The sequence below is a fragment of the Paenibacillus sp. MAHUQ-63 genome, from assembly GCF_028765165.1.
Taxonomy (GTDB): Bacteria; Bacillota; Bacilli; order Paenibacillales; family NBRC-103111; genus Paenibacillus_E.
Window position 1 is genome coordinate 416430 of the sequence record NZ_JARADB010000004.1, and the last position, 21237, is coordinate 437666.

At 54.3% G+C, this 21237-nt stretch carries 17 protein-coding genes; 15 read left to right on the plus strand and 2 right to left on the minus strand.

Annotation, left to right across the window (positions count from 1 at the left end):
• Position 1: 1 nt before the first annotated feature.
• The 8 genes from hydA to PUT07_RS25255 all read left to right on the plus strand — a co-directional run bounded on the left by hydA (position 2) and on the right by PUT07_RS25255 (position 9947).
• The gene (hydA, locus tag PUT07_RS25220; RefSeq protein ID WP_274471466.1) at positions 2–1441 is read left to right on the plus strand and encodes a dihydropyrimidinase; all 1440 of its coding nucleotides are present in this window, start codon (positions 2–4) and stop codon (positions 1439–1441) included.
• Positions 1434–1679 (plus strand): hypothetical protein, encoded by a 246-nt coding sequence (locus tag PUT07_RS25225; protein WP_274471467.1) that lies wholly within the window; start codon positions 1434–1436, stop codon positions 1677–1679. Before hydA ends, PUT07_RS25225 begins: the two co-directional genes overlap by 8 nt.
• A gap of 201 nt (positions 1680–1880) precedes the next feature.
• Entirely contained in the window at positions 1881–3641 is a 1761-nt protein-coding gene (locus tag PUT07_RS25230; protein ID WP_379240637.1) for an ABC transporter ATP-binding protein, read from the plus strand.
• Complete coding sequence (locus PUT07_RS25235) at positions 3638–5470, plus strand: ABC transporter ATP-binding protein (RefSeq protein WP_274471471.1); 1833 nt, start codon at positions 3638–3640, stop codon at positions 5468–5470. Before PUT07_RS25230 ends, PUT07_RS25235 begins: the two co-directional genes overlap by 4 nt.
• A 210-nt stretch (positions 5471–5680) precedes the next feature.
• Positions 5681–6103 (plus strand): SRPBCC family protein, encoded by a 423-nt coding sequence (locus PUT07_RS25240; protein ID WP_274471473.1) that lies wholly within the window; start codon positions 5681–5683, stop codon positions 6101–6103.
• A gap of 2 nt (positions 6104–6105) precedes the next feature.
• A complete protein-coding gene (locus PUT07_RS25245; protein ID WP_274471672.1) occupies positions 6106–6900 on the plus strand; it encodes a lipid II flippase Amj family protein in 795 nt (264 codons plus the stop codon).
• Positions 6901–6982: 82 nt separating this feature from the next.
• On the plus strand, positions 6983–7861 hold the full coding sequence (locus PUT07_RS25250) for a radical SAM/SPASM domain-containing protein (protein ID WP_274471474.1): 879 nt from the start codon (positions 6983–6985) through the stop codon (positions 7859–7861).
• Positions 7862–7988: 127 nt separating this feature from the next.
• Entirely contained in the window at positions 7989–9947 is a 1959-nt protein-coding gene (locus PUT07_RS25255; RefSeq protein ID WP_274471475.1) for an ATP-dependent DNA helicase, read from the plus strand.
• On the opposite strand, the gene PUT07_RS25260 is transcribed toward PUT07_RS25255, so the two are convergent.
• Positions 9944–11746 (minus strand): ABC transporter substrate-binding protein, encoded by a 1803-nt coding sequence (locus PUT07_RS25260; protein WP_274471477.1) that lies wholly within the window; start codon positions 11744–11746, stop codon positions 9944–9946. The genes PUT07_RS25255 and PUT07_RS25260 overlap by 4 nt on opposite strands.
• Before the next feature lie 146 nt (positions 11747–11892).
• Between PUT07_RS25260 and PUT07_RS25265 the strand changes: the two genes are divergently transcribed.
• Positions 11893–13407 (plus strand): DUF4153 domain-containing protein, encoded by a 1515-nt coding sequence (locus tag PUT07_RS25265; protein ID WP_274471480.1) that lies wholly within the window; start codon positions 11893–11895, stop codon positions 13405–13407.
• 115 nt (positions 13408–13522) lie between these two features.
• On the plus strand, positions 13523–14359 hold the full coding sequence (locus PUT07_RS25270; protein WP_274471481.1) for a sugar phosphate isomerase/epimerase family protein: 837 nt from the start codon (positions 13523–13525) through the stop codon (positions 14357–14359).
• Positions 14360–14640: 281 nt separating this feature from the next.
• On the opposite strand, the gene PUT07_RS25275 is transcribed toward PUT07_RS25270, so the two are convergent.
• Positions 14641–15045 (minus strand): CBS domain-containing protein, encoded by a 405-nt coding sequence (locus PUT07_RS25275; RefSeq protein WP_274471482.1) that lies wholly within the window; start codon positions 15043–15045, stop codon positions 14641–14643.
• 246 nt (positions 15046–15291) lie between these two features.
• On the opposite strand from PUT07_RS25275, the gene PUT07_RS25280 reads away from it, so the two are divergent.
• From PUT07_RS25280 to prpB, 5 genes are all read left to right on the plus strand, one after another.
• Positions 15292–16263 (plus strand): Gfo/Idh/MocA family protein, encoded by a 972-nt coding sequence (locus PUT07_RS25280; RefSeq protein WP_274471484.1) that lies wholly within the window; start codon positions 15292–15294, stop codon positions 16261–16263.
• 220 nt (positions 16264–16483) lie between these two features.
• A complete protein-coding gene (locus PUT07_RS25285) occupies positions 16484–17629 on the plus strand; it encodes an acyl-CoA dehydrogenase (RefSeq protein WP_274471485.1) in 1146 nt (381 codons plus the stop codon).
• Between the two features lie 35 nt (positions 17630–17664).
• Complete coding sequence (gene mmgD / locus PUT07_RS25290; RefSeq protein WP_274471486.1) at positions 17665–18771, plus strand: citrate synthase; 1107 nt, start codon at positions 17665–17667, stop codon at positions 18769–18771.
• Between the two features lie 38 nt (positions 18772–18809).
• The gene (locus PUT07_RS25295; RefSeq protein WP_274471488.1) at positions 18810–20258 is read left to right on the plus strand and encodes a bifunctional 2-methylcitrate dehydratase/aconitate hydratase; all 1449 of its coding nucleotides are present in this window, start codon (positions 18810–18812) and stop codon (positions 20256–20258) included.
• 25 nt (positions 20259–20283) lie between these two features.
• On the plus strand, positions 20284–21192 hold the full coding sequence (gene prpB, locus PUT07_RS25300; RefSeq protein ID WP_274471489.1) for a methylisocitrate lyase: 909 nt from the start codon (positions 20284–20286) through the stop codon (positions 21190–21192).
• Positions 21193–21237: the final 45 nt, after the last annotated feature.

Below are 21237 nucleotides of genomic sequence, written 5' to 3' on the forward strand. Positions count from 1 at the left end.
CATGGCCAAACTAATTAGGAACGGCACGGTCGTGACGGCCGCCGACCAATATCTGGCGGATATTCGTATCGAGAACGGTATCATCGTCCAGATCGGACGCCACCTCCCCGAGGACGGAGCGGAAGTGATCGACGCGCAGGGACATTATGTATTCCCTGGTGGCGTTGACCCGCATACGCATCTGGATATGCCCTTTGGCGGAACCGTTACGGCCGATGATTTCGAGACCGGGACGAAGGCGGCCGCGTTCGGAGGGACGACGACGGTCATTGATTTCTGCTTGACGAACAAGGGTGTCCCGCTGCGTCACTCCGTCCAGACCTGGCATCAAAAAGCGGCAGGCAAGGCTGTGATCGACTATGGGTTTCACCTGATGATCGCAGAAATCAATGATGATGTGCTGGCGGAGCTGCCCGTCATGATTCAAGATGAGGGAATAACGTCGCTCAAAGTGTTCATGGCATACAAAAATGTATTCCAGGCGGATGACGGGACGCTTTACCGGACATTGCTCGAAGCCAAGCGGCTTGGCGCTCTGGTCATGGTTCATGCGGAGAATGGCGACGTCATCGATTATTTGATCCGGGAAGCGTTGGAGGCCGGGCGTACAGAGCCGATTCATCATGCGTTGACGCGTCCGTCCATCATCGAGGGCGAGGCGACCGGCAGGGCGGCGAGACTAACCGCATTGGCGGGCTCGCAGCTCTATGTAGTCCACGTGACTTGCGAAGAGGCCGTGCAGCAGATCGCCGAAGCGCGAAGCCGGGGAATCGACATCTGGGGTGAAACGTGTCCGCAGTACTTGATGCTGGATCAGTCGTATCTGGAGAAACCGGACTTTGAGGGGGCCAAATACGTCTGGTCCCCGCCGCTGCGGCCGAAGCATCACCAGGAAGTGCTGTGGCAAGCGCTTCGTAACGGACAGCTTCAGACGTTAGGCTCCGATCAGTGCTCGTTCAATTTCAAAGGCCAGAAGGAGCTGGGCTTAGGCGATTTCAGCAAAATTCCGAATGGCGGGCCGTGCATTGAAGACCGCTTCTCCATTCTTTTCTCGGAAGGCGTCTTGAAAGGAAGAATCTCCATTCATCAATTCGTCGATATCGTATCGACGCGAAGTGCGAAGTTGTTCGGCTTATTTCCGAGAAAAGGAACGATCGCGGTTGGCTGCGATGCCGACATCGTCATCTTTGACCCGCACGCCAAAAGAGTTATTAGCGCGGAGACACATCATATGAATGTCGATTATAATCCGTTCGAAGGACTGGAAATTACCGGAGAGCCCATCACGGTCCTGTCCAGAGGCGAGTATGTGATCAGGGACAAACAATTCGTCGGTAGACCGGGCGCCGGACAATATATGAAACGGCAAACTTACCCTGCAGCCGCCATGGAGGTTGTGCCTCAGGAGGCAGACCGCTCAAGGGGGGAGCCCGATGTCTGACCATGAACAATATAGGCAAGAGAAGCAGAAGCTTGATGATTATACGGGCCGGAACTTCCGGATCACCGGGGTGAAAGAGGACTTGAGCGGCGCCTGGCTGGCCCTCGAACACCCTGGCGGGGAAACGGCAACGCTTCATTTGAAAACGGCGAACGCGAGGAAATATTATGTCATGCTCCTCATGAAGCAGCAGGACGTGTTAAGCGATACGTCGATACATGGAATCATGGAATCGTGATTAAAATTCAGTTTGAGCGAAGGAGCAGGCTGCTGTTGCAGCCTCTTTTTTTTGCCAATAAAAAACAATTCAAACCAAACGTTACATTGTCCGGACGGATCCAATTTAGTATGATGGAAGGTACGGTCGGCAAAGGAGAACATTGCTTAACGATATGAATATTTAATGTCATTAATTATCACTGGAGGCCCCTGCATAATGATGGTAAAACCAAAAAAGAAAAACTCGATGGGGCAATACGCCGAGCTGCTCAGCCGGTATTTGTTCCCTCAGAAAGGCACGCTAATCTTATTGACGCTGCTCTTATTCGCCTCGATCGGGCTGCAGCTCGTTTCGCCGCAAATCATTCGCTTCTTCATCGATACGGCGCAGGCCGGCAGTGCGTTAGAGCCCCTGATTACCGCGGCCGTCTTGTTTATCGGCTTCTCGCTCGTCCAGCAGCTGGTTTCCGTCACGGCCACTTATTTCAGTGAAAATGTCGGCTGGAAGACCACGAATAAGCTGCGCGTGGATTTGGCCGCACATTGCTTGTCGCTTGATATGTCTTTCCATAAATCCCACACCTCCGGCTCTTTGATCGAACGGGTTGACGGCGATGTGAATGCGCTTGCGAACTTTTTCTCCAGCATGATCATTCATCTGGTCGGTAATTTGCTGCTGATGGCGGGCATTATCGTGCTGCTGTTCCGCGAGAATTGGCTCATTGGCACGGGGATGGCCTTATTCGTCCTTTTTGCCGTGTATATGATTCAATGGATCCGCAAATTCGCAGTACCGGTGTGGACGGGATGGCGTCAGGCGAATGCTGAATTCTACGGCTTTATCGGCGAGCATTTGGAAGGCACGGAAGACATTCGCGCCAATGGTGCGGTCGGCTTCGTGATGAACCGCTTCTATACGATGCTTAGAAAGATGCTGCCCTTAAGGGTCAAAGCGTTTCTCGGCTTCTGCGCCATGTGGAACATGTCGATTTTCGTATTTGCACTGGGCAATGCGATGGCTTTCGGCATTAGCGCCTATTTGTGGTATTCCGGCAGCATTTCGCTGGGGACGGTCTATCTGATTTTCTTCTATACGGAACTGTTGGCGAAGCCGATTGAGAAAATTCGCACGCAGATGGAGGATTTGCAGAAGGCGGACGCCAGTATCTCGCGGATCCGCGAGCTTTTCGCCACGGAGTCCGCCATTGCGGACGGTCCTGGCGCTCCGCTGCCGAAAGGCCCGCTCAGCGTCGAGTTCCGGGATGTTACGTTCAGCTATGACGGTGATCAGCCGACATTAAAAGGCGTGCAGCTTCATTTAAAGCCCGGAGAAGTGCTAGGTTTATTAGGGCGGACGGGGAGCGGCAAATCCACGATGGCCAGACTCCTGCTGCGCTTCTATGACCCGCAGAGCGGATCGATTAGGCTTGGCGGCACGGATATTCGCAGCTGCAAGCTCTCCGAACTGCGCAAGCGAGTCGCTTTGGTCACGCAAAATATTGAAATTATGCAAGGCACGATTCGCGATAACCTGACCTTCTATGATGATTCCATCTCCGATAACGAAATCATACAGGTGCTTACGGAGCTTGGTCTCGGTTCCTGGTATGCGTCGATGCCGGAAGGGTTGGATACGCTGTTAGCGTCAGGAGGCGGCAGCTTATCGGCAGGTGAAGCGCAATTGCTCGCTTTCGCCCGGGTATTTCTGACGAAGCCGGGGCTCGTCATCATGGACGAAGCGTCCTCCAGGCTGGATCCGCTCACTGAACAGCGCATTGAGAAGGCTGTTTCCAAGCTGTTGAACGAGAGATCCTGCATCATGATCGCACACAGGCTTGCGACGGTACAGCGCGCGGATCATATTCTCATTCTGGATAACGGACATGTGCTGGAGACAGGAAGAAGAGAGCAGCTCGCCGCAGACCCGGGCTCCCGATTCAGCCAACTGCTTGCCACGGGACTGGAGGAGGTGCTCGTATGAATACATTTCAATACTTGTGGCGGCTTGTGATGTACCGGCCTGTTCGCTATTTCGGGAATGCGCTGGCTTGGACCCTTATTTATTTGGCTCCGATCTTACCGGGGTTAATTACCAAAGAGTTCTTCGACACGTTATCCGGCGAATCCAAGCTGGGCTACGGAGTGTGGGGCCTTATTGCCTTGCTGATGGCTGCCGCAATCGGCCGGATCATGCTGATCGTCGTCGGATTCATTACGGACGTTCACTTCCGCTTCCGGATGGGGATGCTGCTTCGCCGTAATTTGCTGGAGCATGTACTGAAGCAGCCGGGTGCGCAAGCGATTCCGGTTTCTCCGGGGGAAGCGATCAGCCATTTCCGCGACGATGTGGATCAATCCGAAGAGGCGGCGAGCTGGTCCGTCGATGTGTTCGGGCTAACATGCTTCGCCATTGTCTCGGGGTACATACTTATTCGGATCGATGCCCAGATGACGCTGCTCGTTTTTCTTCCGATAGTTCTCGTCATTACCGCTGCGCAGCTTGCGACGGTGCGGCTTCAGAAATATCGCGCCGCGAGCAGGGAGGCAACGTCCAAGGTGACGGGAGAAATCAGCGAGATGTTCGGTAACGTGCAGGCGATTCAGGTAGCGGGTGCCGAGAAGCGCGTCATTGAGCGGTTCCGCAGCCTTGGCGACAATCGCAGGAAAGCGATGATGAAGGATCGCCTGATGACGGAGCTGCTCGATTCGATATTTTCCAACTCGGTCAATTTGGGAACGGGTCTTATCCTGCTGCTGGCCGGGACGAAAATGCGATCGGGGTCGTTCACTGTCGGCGACTTTGCGCTGTTCGTCTATTACTTGACTTTCGTGACGCAGTTTATAACGAATGTAGGGAAGTTCATCACGTATTTCAAGCAGATGAGCGTGTCGTTGGAACGACTCACGTTCCTGCTGCAGGGAGCCTCCGCCAAGGTGCTGACGATGGTTCGTTCGCTGCATCTGAAACCGGAGCGGGACGCCGGCATTCACAATGCTGGGCAGGAAGCGGTTCAGGCGGATGACATCGACCAAGGGCATGAAGATGACCGGCAAGCGGCCGGCGAGCCGCTGAAGCAGTTGGAAGTGAATGGGTTATCTTATGCCTACGAGGATACGGGCAGGGGCATCGCGGACATTCACTTCCGCTTGCAGCGAGGCTCGTTCACCGTCGTGACGGGAACGATCGGCTCCGGCAAAACCACGCTGGTACGCTCCCTCCTTGGGCTGCTGCCCAAAGGGGAGGGGACGATCGCGTGGAACGGCGTGCCCATCGAAGATCCGGGCACGTTCTTTACGCCGCCGCGGAGCGCCTACACCGCACAGGTGCCTCGGTTGTACAGCGATACGCTGCGCAACAATATCATGCTCGGGCAGCCGGAGCGCGAGGAGAGCTTGCAGCAGGCGCTGCACGCAGCGGTGCTGGAATACGACATCGCGCAGCTGCCCGGCGGGCTGGACACCGTCATCGGCCCGCGCGGGGTTAAGCTGTCCGGCGGCCAGGCGCAGCGGACGGCGGCAGCGCGGATGCTCGTGCGCGACGCCGAGCTGTATGTGTTCGACGACCTGTCGAGCGCGCTGGACGTGGAGACGGAACAGAAGCTCTGGGAGCGGATGTTCCAGCGGCGGAAGGACGCGACATGCTTGGTCGTCTCGCACCGCAAGACGGCGCTCGCCCGGGCCGATCACATCATTGTGATGAAGGACGGGCGCATCGAAGCCGAAGGAACGTCGGAGGAGCTGCTGCAGCGAAGCGCGACTTTCCCGGAGCTTTGGTACGGGGACGAACGGCATGCCGAGTCGTCATCCTGATTGCGAGGAAGCCTCCGGGCTTCCTCTTTGTTATTCGCAGGGACCCGTACCAGTGGAAGGAAATGGATAGGACTCTAGCGAATACATCAATGGCAAACGGAGATAGTGATGTCGGCGGATCACAGGATCACAAAGGTTTTTATGGAGTCCCGCATCGCGGCATGGAACTGCATCATGCAATAGAATTTGATTGGATAGGGAGGATTCGAGATGGAGTCGCATAAAATCGTCGGACAAACGGCCACCGCAGGCTTTCAAATCGGCGTCAGAAGGACGCTGAATTTGAGCCGGGAGCAGGCCTGGGAGCTGCTGACCTCACCGGAGGGCAGAGAGCTGTGGTTGGGAGAATGCAACGAGATCGTTTGGGCTAAAGGCAGCGAATTCCGGACTGCGGCAGGCTTAACCGGCCAGCTCCGCGTCGTGAAGCCGCAGGAGCAGCTGCGGCTTACCTGGCAGCCGGCCAGCTGGCCGGAGGCCTCCACCTTGCAAATTCGGCTGCTGCCGGCTGCTAATCCGGGCCGGACGACGGTAAGCTTTCACCAGGAGAAGCTGGACACCGCGCAGCGAAGAGAAGATATGAAAATTCATTGGGAAGATGTCCTACGCCGGCTGCAGGAGCATAATCCCGCATGAGCATGACGAATACGCTGATATTGGTATTCATTTTGACGATGATCATACATACGGCCGAAACATTGTCCTATTCAATCCGTTTTGCCGGGGTACAGGTCAACAAGCTGGCCGTCGCTCTGTCGTTGGTCGGGATTGTCGTCCTTGTTTCGCGCACCGCGAATCTGATTCAGGCGCCGATGACGGCGAAGTTCGTTGATTTTGCCAAGGTCGAGCCTTCCTTCGATTTGGAAAGATACCTTAGAATTTCGTTATTCGCCTCATCGATCGGGACCTTAATCGCCATTGCCTTATTTCCCTCATTTATCAATCTGAGTATGCGGGTCATCGCGCGGTTGGAAGTGGCGGGTTCAATCCCGAAGCTCATTTCGAGCGTGACGGTCACCCAATTGAAGAATACGAAAAATTACTTGAAAAAGCCGCGCTTCAAACTAAGCCAATTCCGTTATCTCGGCGTTTCCAAGCGGTTTCTAGTTATCAATATTTTGGTAACGGCGTTTTACTCCGTAGGGGTATTGTCTTCGCTTTATGCCGCTTACTTGCTTCCGGAGTACGCCACAACCGCATCGCAAGCCTCAGGGCTCATCAATGGGATCGCCACGATCCTGCTGACGATTTTCATAGATCCGCAGTTGGGACTGATTACGGATAAGGCGCTGCAGGACGAGTCACAGCGGAGGCAGCTTGGCAAAATTTATGCCCTGCTGATGACATCGCGGTTTCTGGGCACCTTGCTGGCACAAGCGTTCCTGCTGCCTTCGGCTTATTTTATCGGCTGGATCGTCAAGCTTATTTTCTAATTATTGCAATTCCTTTCTTTCAAGAGCTCCCCTTGTTATAATAACTATTATTATAGTAGCGCAGCTAGAAACGGAGCCTGGAATGAAGAAATTCAAGAAGTTTTATATCGAAATTACAAGTGTGTGTAATCTGGCCTGTACGTTTTGTCCGCAGACGAAGCGTCAAGCTAATTTTATCAAGATCGATACGTTTACGAATATACTAGACCAGATTAAGCCGCATACGGACCATATTTATTTGCATGTGAAGGGGGAGCCTTTGCTGCACCCGAAGATCGACGAGCTGCTGGATATCAGCCACGAGAAGGGCTTTAAAGTAAATATTACGACGAACGGCACGTTGATTAACAAAAACCGGCACAAGCTGCTGGATAAACCGGCCTTGCGGCAAATGAACTTCTCGCTCCACAGCTTTGACGGTCATGAAGGGTCTGAGGACAAAGAAGGATACGTGATGAGCATACTGCGTTTCGCCAAGGAAATTGTGGCCAAATCCAATGTGATCATTTCGTTCCGTCTATGGAACCTGACAATGGACAACCAGACGAATCTGCAGCGCCAGCGCAATCGTGAAGTGTTGGAAATGCTCGAAAAAGAATTCGAGCTCGACGACAAGATCGACGAAATGTTCGTGCGGGGCACGGGCGTTAAACTGGCGGACCGCGTGTATCTGAACCAGGACCATGAGTTTCAATGGCCGGATCTGAAAGCGCAGGAGATTGAAGGGCCTGGCTTCTGCCATGCGCTGCGCAATCAAGCCGGCATCCTTGTCGACGGGACGGTCATCCCGTGCTGCCTGGATGGGGAAGGCGTTATTAATTTGGGCAACATTAACCAGACACCGTTCTCCGACATCATTGAGGGCGAGCGGGCGAACCGCTTGTTCGAAGGCTTCTCCAGGCGGGAAGTCGTAGAGGAGTTATGCCGCAAATGCGGGTACCGGGAACGCTTCAGTATGTAAAAAATGGCTTCGTCATGCTGCCGGGTTGCAGGATGAACGAAGCTTTTTTGCTATTTGCTTTGCATTTACTGCCGGATAATGAGATAATAGAAGTTTGATTGAACTCTGAATTATTGGGGGCACGAACGTGGGAAGGTATCCTTTCGCTTATGATCATTCACAACCATATATGCAGCAGGTTTCGGACTGGATCGCGGATCTGTTCTATGAAGTACTGCCGGAAGCGGGCTTTGAAGTGCGCGACGAGCAAATTTATATGGCCTTTCAGCTGGAGCGGGCGTTCGCCGAGAAAGCGGCGATCTTTGCCGAAGCCGGCGTAGGTACGGGAAAGACGCTCGTCTATTTGCTGTACGCGATCTGCTATTCCCGCTTAACGAATAAACCGGCCATTATAGCATGCGCCGATGAATCATTAATAGAGCAATTGGTGAAGCCTGGCGGCGATATCGACAAGCTGATGCGCCATCTGGATCTTGTCATCGACGCTCGTCTGGCCAAATCCCCGGATCAATACATCTGTCTGCAGAAGCTGGACGAAGCTCGTTTCGGACACGAGGATATCGGCTTATACCGCGACTTGTATGCAGGCTTGCCGAATTTTGTGCACACGCGCGAAGCACTTCAATCGTTCCATGCGTACGGTGACCGCAAAAATTATCCCCATCTGAACGATGAGCAGTGGTACCGTGTGAGCTGGGATGCTTATCAGGACTGTTTTGTTTGTGACAAAAGGCACCGCTGCGGCCAAACGCTGTCCCGGGAGGCGTACCGGAAATCGGCGGATTTGATCATCTGCTCGCACGATTTCTATATGGAGCATGTGTGGACGTACGACGGGCGCAAAAGGGAGGGGCAGCTGCCTTTACTGCCGGAGCACTGCGCCGTCGTGTTTGACGAAGGCCATCTGATGGAAGCGGCAGCGCAGAAAGCGCTGACGTATAAGCTTAAGCATGTTGTCTTCGAAGAGCTTGTCGTTCGGCTGTTAAAAGGGGAAGTGCGCGAAACGCTGGCCGTCTGTATCGACGAAGCGATCGATCAAAGTGAACGGATGTTCGAGATGTTGGAGCGCTGCTGCCAGCCGATCGAAGGCTCGGAACGGAAACAAATCGTGATGACGGACGAGCTGCTGCGCGAAATTCATCGTCTATGCGATATTTTGTCGCAGATTGAAGAGGAACTCGTGTTTGAGAGCGAAATGTTCACCTTGAACGATTATCAGTTGAAGATTGTGGAGGAGCATCTGGAAATGATGCAGAAGGCGCTCGGCCTGTTCCGGCACGATCAAGCTTTCATCTGCTGGGCGACGGAGAGCATTACGGGCTTAAGCCTCGTGGTGATGCCGAGAACGGTGAAGGAAGTGTTGCGAGAGCACGTATTCACGGCGAAAATGCCGATTGTCTTCTCCTCCGCAACCTTATCGGTCGAAGGTTCATTCTCGTATGTGGCGGACAGTCTGGGGCTGGACAAATATTTGTCGTTCTCGGTCGACTCGCCCTATGACTATGCGGAGCGCATGGAGGTCATCGCCCCGAGATGGACAGCCGGCGGTTCGTTTGACGAGAAGCTGGAAGCGGCGGCGGGTCTGCTCAATCGCACGGAAGGCCGCGCATTGATCTTGTTCCCGACCTTCGAGGAGCTGCGCCGGTTCAAGCGGGACATAGCGTTCAGAACCGATTGTTCGCAGCTGCGGTTTCTGTTCGAAGGCGATCAGGAAATCAGCCACCTTATCGCTTCGTTCCAAGGGGATGAGCATAGCGTCCTGGCTGCGGTCAGCTTGTGGGAAGGGCTGGACGTGCCGGGGCCATCCTTGTCCAATGTGATCATCTGGGCGCTGCCTTTTCCGCCGCAAGACCCCGTATTCATGGCCAAGCGGCAGGCGGCCGCCAGACCGTTTGAAGAGGTCGACGTGCCCTATATGCTGTTAAGGCTGCGTCAGGGCATCGGCCGGTTAATCCGTACGAGAGAAGACAGCGGGATGATCGCTATCTTCAGTCATGAGATGTACAGCGATGAGACGCTACGCGCCCATATCGCCGCTGTACTGCCGGAGGGCGTACAACTGCGGGAACATGTGGCCCAACCCTAAGTGAACCAAATGTCACGAAATCTCACCCAGGAGAGCGAATCGAGGGAGATACCGCGAACTTGCGGGTGATAGGCGGTTTTGAGATGTTTGCGATATAGAAAAAGAAGGCTATAACGCTGCTTGAGCTGTGATTCCAACTGCTCGAGCAGCGTTTTTCTGCTTGCAGGATCCTGAGCGCTGCGGATAAGCTGTAAACTCGTTTCGAGCAGATGCTGGACTTCAAGAGAGGCGTGCTGCTTCATGCTCGTATACATATCGTAAAGCCGCAGCTCGCGATGCTCGTCGATCATGATCGCGAACAGGACAAGATCGGCGGACATACGCAGCTCGCCTTTGAATTGCTCCGCTGGGATGAGCATCAGTTCAAGCGTAAGGCCGAAGCGGGCATACAGCTTCTGCAAGAGCTGAGCATCCTGCTGGTACTGCGGGATGGTCGCCAGCTTCAGCACTTCGCCGTTGTAGCCTGCAGCATCCAGCAGCTGCCGGATCGCTGCCGGGCGGTCGGCGTCAGCGGGATAGGGATCCCGATCGGATGCGGATGGCGGGAAGAAGCTATTCGCCGGCTCAATGACATCGCCAGAGAGCAGCTCAATCAAGTCTGTGCGGTCTATGGCGAGATCTAACGCCTTCCGCATGAGCGGATGCTGCAACGGCCCTTCTTTCCATTCATTCACGGTCATGAATTTGGTCGTCATGCCGGAGCCGCGCACCTGCTGCCAGCTCCCGGCGTCCATATCCGCAATCCGTACATTGTGCATCACTTGAAAATGCTGTGCCGGCTCTTGCGGCTGGGCGGTTCCCGCCGCTTGTCCGTGCTCCGGCAGCGACCACACCTCAACACGGTCCAGAAATCCACGCCCTTGGAAATAAGAAGGGAACGCCTCCAGACTCCATACCCCATGCTCATGCCCGGCCAAACGGAAAGGACCGGTGCCTACTGGTGATGTACCGAGCCATCCGCCGGCAGCTTCACATACATCCTCCGGAACGACCGACGCCCGGTTCGTCGAGAGAAATCCCAAAAATAATTCATTTCTTTCTTTAAGCTGGATGTGCAGCGTCGTCTCATCCCGGCAGTCGATGCTGGAAATGGCCGCATAAGCCCAGCTGTACAGTCCGCGCGCAGCCAGACGCTGCAGCCGTTCCAGCGAGTACTTGACATCGCTGGCAACCATCTCCCGGCCATGATGGAACCGGACGCCTTTGCGAAGATAGAACGTCCAACGCTTGCGAGACTCGTCAACGTCCCATGCATGAGCCAGATGAGGCAGCAGCTGCTCGCCGGTCGATTCCATGCGAACGAGTCCGTCGAACAGTTGGCTCACGAGATGGGACTCTCCCGCATAATGAATGGCCGCCGGGTCCAAGGCGTGAATCGTTTGCGTCAGGGGAAAGCGCAGCACGTCCGTACGCCGCTGGCCCTGCAGCTCGGAATGAAGGCCGAACTGCCCGGATAACCAAGCCTGGAATTGTTCGCGCAGGTGTGCGGGATGCTCGGGTGCTTGCAGCAGCTCCAGCGCGGAGCTCAGATCTTGCTTGGCGACGAAGGCTTTGGCTTCCTCCAGCAGCATGTCGTCTTTGCGAATATGAAAGAGGAGGGTCGATCTATTGCCGCGGCCTTTCCTGGGCAGCCAGGTAAGCCAGGCTTCCTGCTGCATCCGTTTCAAGAGAAGCACCATATTGCGGTGCGTGCATTCGACATGAGCCGCCAGCTCTTCAAGCGTCGTCTCCAGCGGCATGTCTTCCTGAACCTGAGGGAAGGCATCCCGGAGCGTTACATAATGCTTGCGAATCTTCACCTGGCACGAGCCTCCTCCTAAAATATGAAATTACTGAAAATAAACTTACACTTTTTGTTCTTATTTTAAAGGTTACAATAAAAAGCAGGAATGATCAAATCCGTCATTACGTTCAAACAAAACGATCAAAGGAGAGAAAGCTTACCATGAGAGATCCCGCTCCCTGGCAAAAAAAATATGCATTAATGCTTGTTTATGCCTGTTTATTCGGCATTTTCTTCCAATATTTGTTCGTCGGCAGCCCGGCAGGCGTCTCTGTCCTGCTGACGGTGGCCGGTTTCTACGGTCTCTATTTTTATTCGATCCGGGGAAGGCTCGGCGGCTTCGAACCGTGGGCTGGACAGAGCACCGCAGGCTGGCTGCTCCTGGTGCCGGTTTTCCTGCTGGCGCTAACCTACACGTTATTCGATAACAACTTGTTTTCCGTCCTGAACGCAATCGCTTTGCCGCTTTGCATCGTGATGCAAACCATCGTACTATCCAGAAACAGCAAACATGCGTGGTTCCATGCTACATTCCTTGAAGATATGGTGCGCCATGTGATCGGTCGTCCGATTGCCCATCTGCCGGTACCCTTCGGATTAATCCGGACATGGCTGCCCCGCCGGGATAGCGGCCAATCGGGCACATGGGGGCACGCGGTGAAAATCGCAGCAGGCTTGCTGCTTGCCGCACCGATCCTCATGATTGTCATCGGTCTCCTGGCTTCCGCAGACCGCATCTTTTCATCCTGGGTATCGGAGATTCCCGCGTGGTTCAGCGGCATATCCGCAGGAGACAGCATAGGGCGCATAGTGCTGGCTTTCGTTGTTGCCTTGTACACTTTCTGCTATATGTGGGGGCTGCTTTTCCAGAAGGAGGCGCAGGCTGCTCATCCTTTCGACAGTCCCCTTCAGGAGAAACCGGCGACTGCCGGCGAACGCACAAAAGTTCGTATTGACCCCATTACAGCGGGAACGCTGCTGGTATGTGTCAATAATGTCTATGTCCTCTTCGTCACCATCCAATTCTCCTACTTGTTCGGTGCGGCGGACGGCTTGCTGCCCGAGGGAGTCGCTTACGCGGAATATGCGCGCAGAGGATTTGCCGAGCTGGTCGTCGTTGCGTTGATCAATGTGGCGCTATTATTTCCGGGCTTGCACGGTATCCGCAGAAGCGGCCGTGGCGGCGAAGCTTTCCGCAAGACGCTGCTGACACTGCTGGTTACCTGTACCATCGTGATGCTGATCTCGGCTTACAGCAGATTATCTTTGTACGAGGAAGCTTACGGCTTCACGCAATCCAGGGTGCTTGTGCACGGATTCATGATTTTCTTGGGCATCCTGTTTATCATTGCACTGTTTCGTATTTGGCTGGAGAAGCTGTCCATGTCCAGAGCCTACATAACGACGGCTATTATCGCTTATCTCGTCATGAATTATATGAATATCGATCATTTGATCGCGGTAAACAATATGGAACGGTATGAGAAAACAGGCAAAATCGACCTTGCCTATTTAGGGCGCCTCTCTACAGATGTCGTGCCGGCGTTAAGAGATTTTCAAGCCAAGCATCCCGAGCTGACGGCTATTCCGTCATCGATCGATCAAGTGATCGGCAGCGGAGGCGAGCGTTCCTGGCCATCCTGGAATTTATCCCGTCATGTGGCTGAGAAGAAGTAAGAGTTGCAATAAGAGTTGCAGCACAATAGGAGAGGAAACAACGGAATGGCATATGGCGGACTTCGGTGCAGATTGGTAAAATACAACCAATAAAGATTTGGAAGGGGATAACCATATGCCATTTCTATCACTGACGAGCTGGAGCTTGCACCGGCTGCTCGGTCCCTTGCGGTGGACACGCTGGGATGTTGCGCTGCGCACGCCTTACACGGATGTTCAAGCGCAGCCGGAAGAGCTCACTCTGATGGAGCTGCCTGCTAAGCTGGCCGACAAAGGCTTCGCATCCGCAGAAATTTGTCATTTTCACTTTCCGGAGCGAACTCCGGCTTATTTGCAAAATTTGAAGGCTGCTTTTGAGAAGGCGGGTTTGCGCTTTTATACGCTGCTGCTGGAATATGGCGATATTTCAAGCGAGGATGTACTCCGCAGGGCGACGGATATCGCATGGATCAAAACGTGGATCGACGATGCGGCGCTCGCAGGCGCTGAAAGGGTGCGCGTGATTGCCGGCGATGCGGACCCATCCGATCATCAAGCGTTGGCTCGTTCAGCCGAGGCATTGCAGGAGCTTGCCCAGTACGCTGCGGCCAAAGGGGTGCGCGTCGTTACTGAAAATTTCCACGCTTTGACTTCGGAAGCCGACAATTGTGTGGCTTTGCTCGATGCGTGCGGCGATGCCCTGGGCTTTACCTCGGATTTTGGCAACTTCAAAGGCCCCGGTAAGTTTGATGCGCTTGCTCGGACGGTACCGCGCAGCGAGTCCATTCATGCCAAAGCGCAATCGAATGCGGAGGGGCTGCCATACAGCGAGGAGTTCATCCGATGCCTGGACATCGTCAAGGCTGCCGGTTACGAAGGTCCGCTTACACTCGTCTATGACGGTCCCGGCGATATGTGGGAAGGGATCGAACGCGTGCGGAAGCTGGCTGCTCCTTATTGCGGCGCAGTATAGGGTGCTATTCGTGCGCGATATGCGCACGAGGGAAACGTGAAGCCAGCAGCTCCGGGTGGCGGTGGCGGTAATGCTGGATTAAATGGAAAACCTCCAGTTATCACGGCAGTTGGCGTCAATTTTCGCTGAAATAAATGGAGGAATTCCCGTTACGCCGTCAAGACGCTTAACTCATCTTATCTTGCGCGTGCCGCCCAGTTTGGTTTGATCACTGTCCTCCGAACCAGAACAAGAACGAAGAACCCCCGGGGCGCTGAGCTTGCATCCCCGGGGGTCATCTATTAATCCGTAATGTTATTCACATAGTAGGCGATAATGTCTTTCCTACGAATAATGCCCATAAATTTGTCCTGGTCATCGACAACGGGGATGAAGTTCTGGTCGGCCGCTTTGGCCAGCATGTCTTCCATGAAGGCATCAATAGAGACACATTCATTGCGGTAATGCTTCTCGATCGTGCTGACCGGAACTTGATCCAAATTATCAAATGTTAACCCAGGCGTATCTTTCAGCTTCCAGAGCAGATCGCCTTCGGCAAGCGTTCCTACATATTTGCCATCGTCATCAACGATGGGAAGTGCTGTATAATAGTGCTGCTCTAATTGTTCCATCGCTTCTTTCATGGATGAGGAGGACCGGATAAAGGCGACTTTGTCCTTCGGATAAAGAAAATCGGCAGTTTTCATGGTTAGTAATTACCTTTCAAGGAATTTTCAAAACATGATATTTCCATTAAAACACACTTTCGCCCAAATGGCTCTGAAAGATATTTCCATAAAGACCTCATTATCATATACCCAAACCTCCGATTTTACTAACAACTTTACAAAAAAAATGATTTGGTAAAATTAGGAGGGAAAAGAAAAGCGTTAGCGTATATACTTGTCTTGTGGGAATTAATGCGAAATAGAGGGACGAGAGGAGTACGCGACATGTTCAAAATTGCAATTGCGGGCACGGGATGGTTCGCGGATAAGCACGCAAGCTTGCTTGCAGCAAGAGGCGATGCCAAATTGACGGCTTTCCTGGGCTCTTCATTGCCCAAAGCGGAAAAACTTGCTCAAAGGTATGCGGGTGCACAAGCGTTCGACCATATTGAGCGAATGCTGGACACATGCAAGCCTGACGCCGTATATATCAGTGTGCCGCCGCTAGCGCACGGCGAGATCGAAGATGCGATTCTGGAGCGGAATATCCCGTTTCTCGTGGAGAAACCGATCGGGTTGGATATGGCGACTGTTGACCGTATTCGGGAGCAGGTGCTCAGCCGAAATCTTATCACCTCTGTCGGCTACCACATCCGCTATATGAATACGACGCAGAAAGCGAAGGAATTGCTTGCAGGCCGGAAGGTGGGGATGGCGGTCGGGAGCTGGCTGGGGGACATGCCCGGCGTTCATTGGTGGCGCAAGCAAAGCGGTTCAGGGGGACAATTTGTGGAACAAACGACGCATATCGTCGATCTGGTCCGTTACTTGGCCGGCGAAGTGGAAGAAGTGTATGCGGCCTACGCGCTGCAGCATATGCATACGGTGTATGACGGCGTCGATGTCGCGGATGTCGGAGCCGTGACCATGAAGCTTGCCGGCGGAGCGATCGCTTCGCTGACGAACACGTGTATGCTGCCGTTCGGCCATCGTTCGGGACTGGAATTGATGACGGATCAAGGCGTGTTGGAAATTGTGCAAGGACGTTATCTGAGAAATCATGAACGTTCGCAGACGACTGAGTACAAGAACACGGTGAATCCGTACGAGCTGGAAACCGATGCATTCTTGTATGCGCTGCAAACGGGCGACCGTTCGCGGATTTTGACGGATTACGCCGACGCGGCGGTGACTTTGCGCATTACGCTGGCGGCATTGGAATCTGCCCAGACAGGTCTTCCTGTCAAATTAACTTGATCTTACCGATATGCTTATCATCCGGAACATCGCCAATTTGGCGGTGTTTTTTTGTGCCGGCTTAAAATAGGAGCCTGTCAGGTATAAGCCTTCGCCGCGGCGTGTATATATAAAACATGTTGTTGGAAGCGTTTACAACTTGTCCCATTCGCGGCAAAAGCGTTGCTTATCCTCGGCCGAACCTGCATAAAAGAGTCATCATGTCGAAGGAGGCGGTCGTATGGAGCTGAGTTTAACGGATGAACAGCTCATGATTCGTGCGATGGTGCGGGATTTTGCTAAGAACGAGATTGAACCGACAGCAGCCTCAAGAGATGAAGAAGAACGTTTTGATCGTGCGCTGTTCGATAAAATGGGTGAGCTGGGCTTGACGGGAATCCCGTGGCCCGAAGCGTATGGGGGGATCGGCGCCGATTTCCTGACGTATGCGATCGTTGTCGAAGAGCTCTCCAAAGTATGCGCGTCGACCGGCGTGATGCTTTCCGTCCATACCTCGCTCGTGTCTTGGGCGATTCATAAGTATGGCAGCGAAGCTCAGAAGATCCAATATCTCCTTCCCTTGGCACAGGGGAAGAAGCTGGGCGCATACAGCCTGACGGAGAGCGGTTCGGGCTCAGATGCGGGAGCCATGAGAACAACGGCCGTCCGGGATGGGGACGATTATGTACTGAATGGTTCCAAAATGTTCGTAACGAGCGGAGGGGAGGCGGACGTTTATATCGTTTTCGCCATGACGAACGCGCAGGTCAGGCAAGGCGGCTGCAGTGCGTTCATCATGGAGAAGGGGGCGCCGGGCTTCCAGTTCGGCCGCAAGGAACGGAAGCTGGGGATTCGCTCGTCGCCGACGGTGGAGCTGCGATTCGACAATTGCCGTGTTCCGGCTGACCAGCTGCTTGGCAAGGAAGGAGAAGGCTACCGCATCGCGATGAAAAGCCTGGATGGCGGACGCATCGGCATCGCCGCGCAAGCGCTCGGCATCTCTCAAGCGGCACTCGATGCCTCCCTGGGATATGCCAAGCAGCGGCGGCAATTCGGGAAGCCGATCGCACAGCAGCAAGCGATTGCCTTCAAGCTGGCGGATATGGCAGCGCAGATTGAGGCAGCGCGGCTGCTGACGTACCAAGCGGCTTGGCGGGAAAGCCAGGGCTTCAGCTACGGCAAGGAGGCTGCGATTGCGAAGCTTTTTGCCAGTGATACGGCAGTTGCCGTCACGACCCAAGCCGTACAAATTTTCGGCGGCTATGGATATACGAAGGATTATCCGGTCGAACGGTTTATGCGCGACGCCAAAGTGACGCAAATATATGAAGGGACGAACGAAATTCAACGCATTGTAATTTCCCGCATGCTGCTTGCCGATTCCTAGTGGGCAGGCATAGAAGAAGGGAGAGCGATGAGAGCATGAGCAGCTATATCCCTGGTCTGGAAAATGTCATCGCCAGCGAGACCGGCATTTCTTATCTGGATGTAGAGCAGGAGGAAATCGTCGTTCGCGGGTACGATCTTATCGAGCTTGCGCAGAGGGTTAAATACCTGGATGTCGCAGGGCTGCTGCTGGAGGGATCGCTACCAAGCATGCAGCAGCGTCAGACGCTGGAGAATGCGCTAAAAGCGGAATATGGCTTGCACGAGAACGTGCGTTCGATGTTGAAGCTGCTGCCGGCTGAAGCTGATTTAATGGACGTCTTGCGAACGGGGATTTCTGCGTTAGCAAGTTATGATAGCGAGCTGGATGACCGTTCAGTGGAGGCGAACCGGCGGAAAGCGATCCGATTGCTGGCGAAAGTGCCGCAGCTGCTAGCCAATGGCTACCAGGCTAAGACGGAACATATGTTCCTCGACCCGAGAGAGGATTTGTCCTACACAGCCAATTTCTTATATATGATCTCAGGTCAAATGCCGACCAAGATGGAGGAAGATATTTTTGACCAATCTCTCATCGTGTACAGCGAACATGAAATGCCGAATTCGACCTTCGCTGCAAGGGTGATTGCTTCGACGCAATCCGATTTGTACGGAGCGCTAACCGGAGCGGTCGCTTCCTTGAAGGGGACGCTCCATGGAGGAGCGAACGAAGCGGTCATGGAGATGCTGCTGGAAGCAGGCTCGGAGAGCAAGCTGGAAACGCTGATGTTAGGCAAACTGGCCCGGAAGGAGCGGATTATGGGTTTCGGTCATCGGGTGTATATGAAGAAACCGGATCCGCGCGCGTTGTTAATGAAGGATGCGCTCGCCGCACTGGCGCTGGAGAAGAACCAACCGGAGCTATACACCATGTGTGTCGTCGGTGAAGAATTGATGAAGCGGGAGAAAAATTTGCACCCGAATTTGGATTATTACGCTGCGCCCGTCTACTATTTGCTCGGCATTCCGATCGATATGTTCACGCCGGTGTTTCTTGCCGCGCGCACCGCCGGCATCAGCGCTCATGTGATCGAGCAGCATGCGCATAACCGGTTGTTCCGGCCGCGCGTCAGGTATACGGGACCGCGCCATTTGCATCCCTGAGGCGGCAGCAAGCATTCCAGCGGAAAGGAAGAACAAGCATGAGCCGTTCAGATCATGTTCCCCATAAGGAGATGACATTCGATCCGTTAATTGAAGACATTGCCGAATATACCCTGCACGCGCACATCACGAGCGAAGAGGCATACCGCATTGCGCAGCACGTGCTGCTTGATTCCATCGGGACCGGCCTGCTTGCGCTGCGGTTTCCGGAATGTGCGAAGCATTTGGGCCCGGTCGTGCCGGGGGCCAGCCTGCCCGGTGGGGCGCGGGTACCGGGTACCCGCTATGAGCTGGAGCCTGTGCAAGCCGCATTCAATATTGGGTGTATGATTCGTTGGCTTGATTATAACGATACGTGGCTTGCCGCGGAATGGGGCCATCCGTCCGATAATTTGGGATGTATCCTTGCGCTGGGCGATTATATCAGCCGCAGTAGGGTTGCCGAGGGCCAACAACCGCTCTATATGAAAGATATTTTGACGATGTGCATTAAAGCGCATGAAATACAGGGCGTCCTTGCCCTGGAGAACAGTCTGAACCGGGTAGGACTCGATCACGTTCATCTGGTGAAAATCGCTTCAACGGCCGTAGCGGCAGCTATGCTAGGCGGAGGCAAGGAAGAAGTGTGCAGCGCGGTATCCAATGCATGGATCGACGGGGCTTCGCTGCGTACTTACAGGCATGCGCCGAATACGGGTTCCCGGAAATCCTGGGCGGCAGGAGACGCTACAAGCCGCGCCGTGCGCCTGGCGCTTATGGCGGTGAACGGTGAAATGGGGTATGCGACGGCGCTTTCGGCCCGAACCTGGGGCTTTCAGGATGTTTTATTCCAAGGCAAGGCGTTGGTGCTCGGGCGGCCGCTTGACGCTTATGTTATGGAAAATATTTTGTTCAAAATTTCGTTTCCTGCGGAATTTCATGCCCAAACTGCGGTGGAATGCGCTCTGGAGCTGTACCCGCAGGTTCGGGATCGCTGGGATGACATTAGATCGATCACGATAACAACCCATCAATCCGCTATTCGGATTATCGATAAGAAGGGGCCGCTCCATAATCCGGCCGACCGGGACCACTGCTTGCAGTATATGGTCGCCATCCCGCTGCTCTACGGCACGCTGACGGCAGACCATTATGAAGATGAGGCTTCGAAGGATCCGCGAATCGATGAGCTTAGAGCGAAGATGACCGTTGTCGAAGAGCCGCAGTACAGCCGGGATTATTTGGACCCTGACAAACGGTCGATCGCGAATGCCGTACAAATTCATTTCCAGGACGGCACGTCCACAGAGCGGGTCGTCTGCGAATATCCGATCGGCCATCGGAGGCGGCGGGACGAAGGTCTGCCGAAGGTGATTGAGAAATTCGAGCATCATGTGCGGACCCGCTTCCCAAGGAAGAAAACGAATGACATCATGAAGCTGTCCCTTGACTATGAGCGCCTTATCCAAACGCCGTGTCATGAGTTCATGAGCCTATTCGTTATTTGACCATTGGTTACGACAGGAGGTCTTTATGTCTTGGCTCATTGAAGATGAACCGGAGCAAGGGCAATTGTCCGCCCGCTTTCGCCAGCTTGCGGAAACAGGTCCGATCCTCCGCATGCCGGGCACGCACGACGGCATGACGGCGCTTCTAGCCAAACAGGCTAATTTCGAGGCGATTTATTTGTCGGGCGCGGCGTATACAGCGAGCCGCGGGCTGCCGGATCTGGGTCTCATATATTCGAACGAAGTGGCGGATCGAGCGCGAGAGCTGGTACGCGCAGCCAAGCTGCCGCTGCTGGTCGATATCGATACCGGCTTCGGCGGCGTCCTGAATGCGGCGCGAACGGCGAGAGAGATGGTGGAGGCCAAAGTCGCCGCCGTTCAGATCGAAGATCAGGAGATGCCGAAGAAATGCGGACATTTGAATGGAAAGCGGCTGATTGCCGCACAGGACATGATGCATAAGATTCAAGCCATCAAAGCTGCGGCACCGACGCTATATGTGGTTGCACGCACGGATGCGAAGAGTGTGGAAGGGATGGATGCGGCGATCGAGCGGGCGAAGCAGTATGCAGCTGCCGGCGCGGATGCGATTTTCCCGGAAGCGCTAGAGAAGGAGGAGGAGTTCGTCCGATTCAGCCGCGAACTCGGCATACCGCTGCTCGCGAATATGACGGAGTTCGGAAGAACGCCGTATTATACAGCGGAGCAGTTCGAGCAGTGGGGCTTCCGCATGGTGATCTACCCGGTCACGTCGCTGCGGGTTGCAGCCAAGGCGATCGGTGAAGTGTTCGCGGACATTGCGGGAACAGGGACGCAGCAGGCGGCTATTCACCGCATGCAAACCCGTCACGAACTGTACGAGACGATCCGCTACTACGATTATGAAGCGATGGACGGCCGGATTGCCGCAACCGTCCTGCCTGATAACGACTAGGCCTCACTGATATCCAGATGTCGGTGAGGTCTTTGTGCACACTAG

Bases quoted from the DNA above. Each gene is read 5' to 3' on its own strand.
- PUT07_RS25245 (WP_274471672.1), top strand. From the start codon at position 6,106: ATGACGAATACGCTGATATTGGTATTCATTTTGACGATGATCATACAT.
- hydA (WP_274471466.1), top strand. From the start codon at position 2: ATGGCCAAACTAATTAGGAACGGCACGGTCGTGACGGCCGCCGACCAA.
- PUT07_RS25230 (WP_379240637.1), top strand. From the start codon at position 1,881: ATGGTAAAACCAAAAAAGAAAAACTCGATGGGGCAATACGCCGAGCTG.
- PUT07_RS25295 (WP_274471488.1), top strand. From the start codon at position 18,810: ATGAGCCGTTCAGATCATGTTCCCCATAAGGAGATGACATTCGATCCG.
- PUT07_RS25235 (WP_274471471.1), top strand. From the start codon at position 3,638: ATGAATACATTTCAATACTTGTGGCGGCTTGTGATGTACCGGCCTGTT.
- PUT07_RS25250 (WP_274471474.1), top strand. From the start codon at position 6,983: ATGAAGAAATTCAAGAAGTTTTATATCGAAATTACAAGTGTGTGTAAT.
- PUT07_RS25240 (WP_274471473.1), top strand. From the start codon at position 5,681: ATGGAGTCGCATAAAATCGTCGGACAAACGGCCACCGCAGGCTTTCAA.
- PUT07_RS25285 (WP_274471485.1), top strand. From the start codon at position 16,484: ATGGAGCTGAGTTTAACGGATGAACAGCTCATGATTCGTGCGATGGTG.
- PUT07_RS25265 (WP_274471480.1), top strand. From the start codon at position 11,893: ATGAGAGATCCCGCTCCCTGGCAAAAAAAATATGCATTAATGCTTGTT.
- mmgD (WP_274471486.1), top strand. From the start codon at position 17,665: ATGAGCAGCTATATCCCTGGTCTGGAAAATGTCATCGCCAGCGAGACC.
- PUT07_RS25275 (WP_274471482.1), bottom strand. From the start codon at position 15,045: ATGAAAACTGCCGATTTTCTTTATCCGAAGGACAAAGTCGCCTTTATC.
- prpB (WP_274471489.1), top strand. From the start codon at position 20,284: ATGTCTTGGCTCATTGAAGATGAACCGGAGCAAGGGCAATTGTCCGCC.
- PUT07_RS25225 (WP_274471467.1), top strand. From the start codon at position 1,434: ATGTCTGACCATGAACAATATAGGCAAGAGAAGCAGAAGCTTGATGAT.
- PUT07_RS25280 (WP_274471484.1), top strand. From the start codon at position 15,292: ATGTTCAAAATTGCAATTGCGGGCACGGGATGGTTCGCGGATAAGCAC.
- PUT07_RS25270 (WP_274471481.1), top strand. From the start codon at position 13,523: ATGCCATTTCTATCACTGACGAGCTGGAGCTTGCACCGGCTGCTCGGT.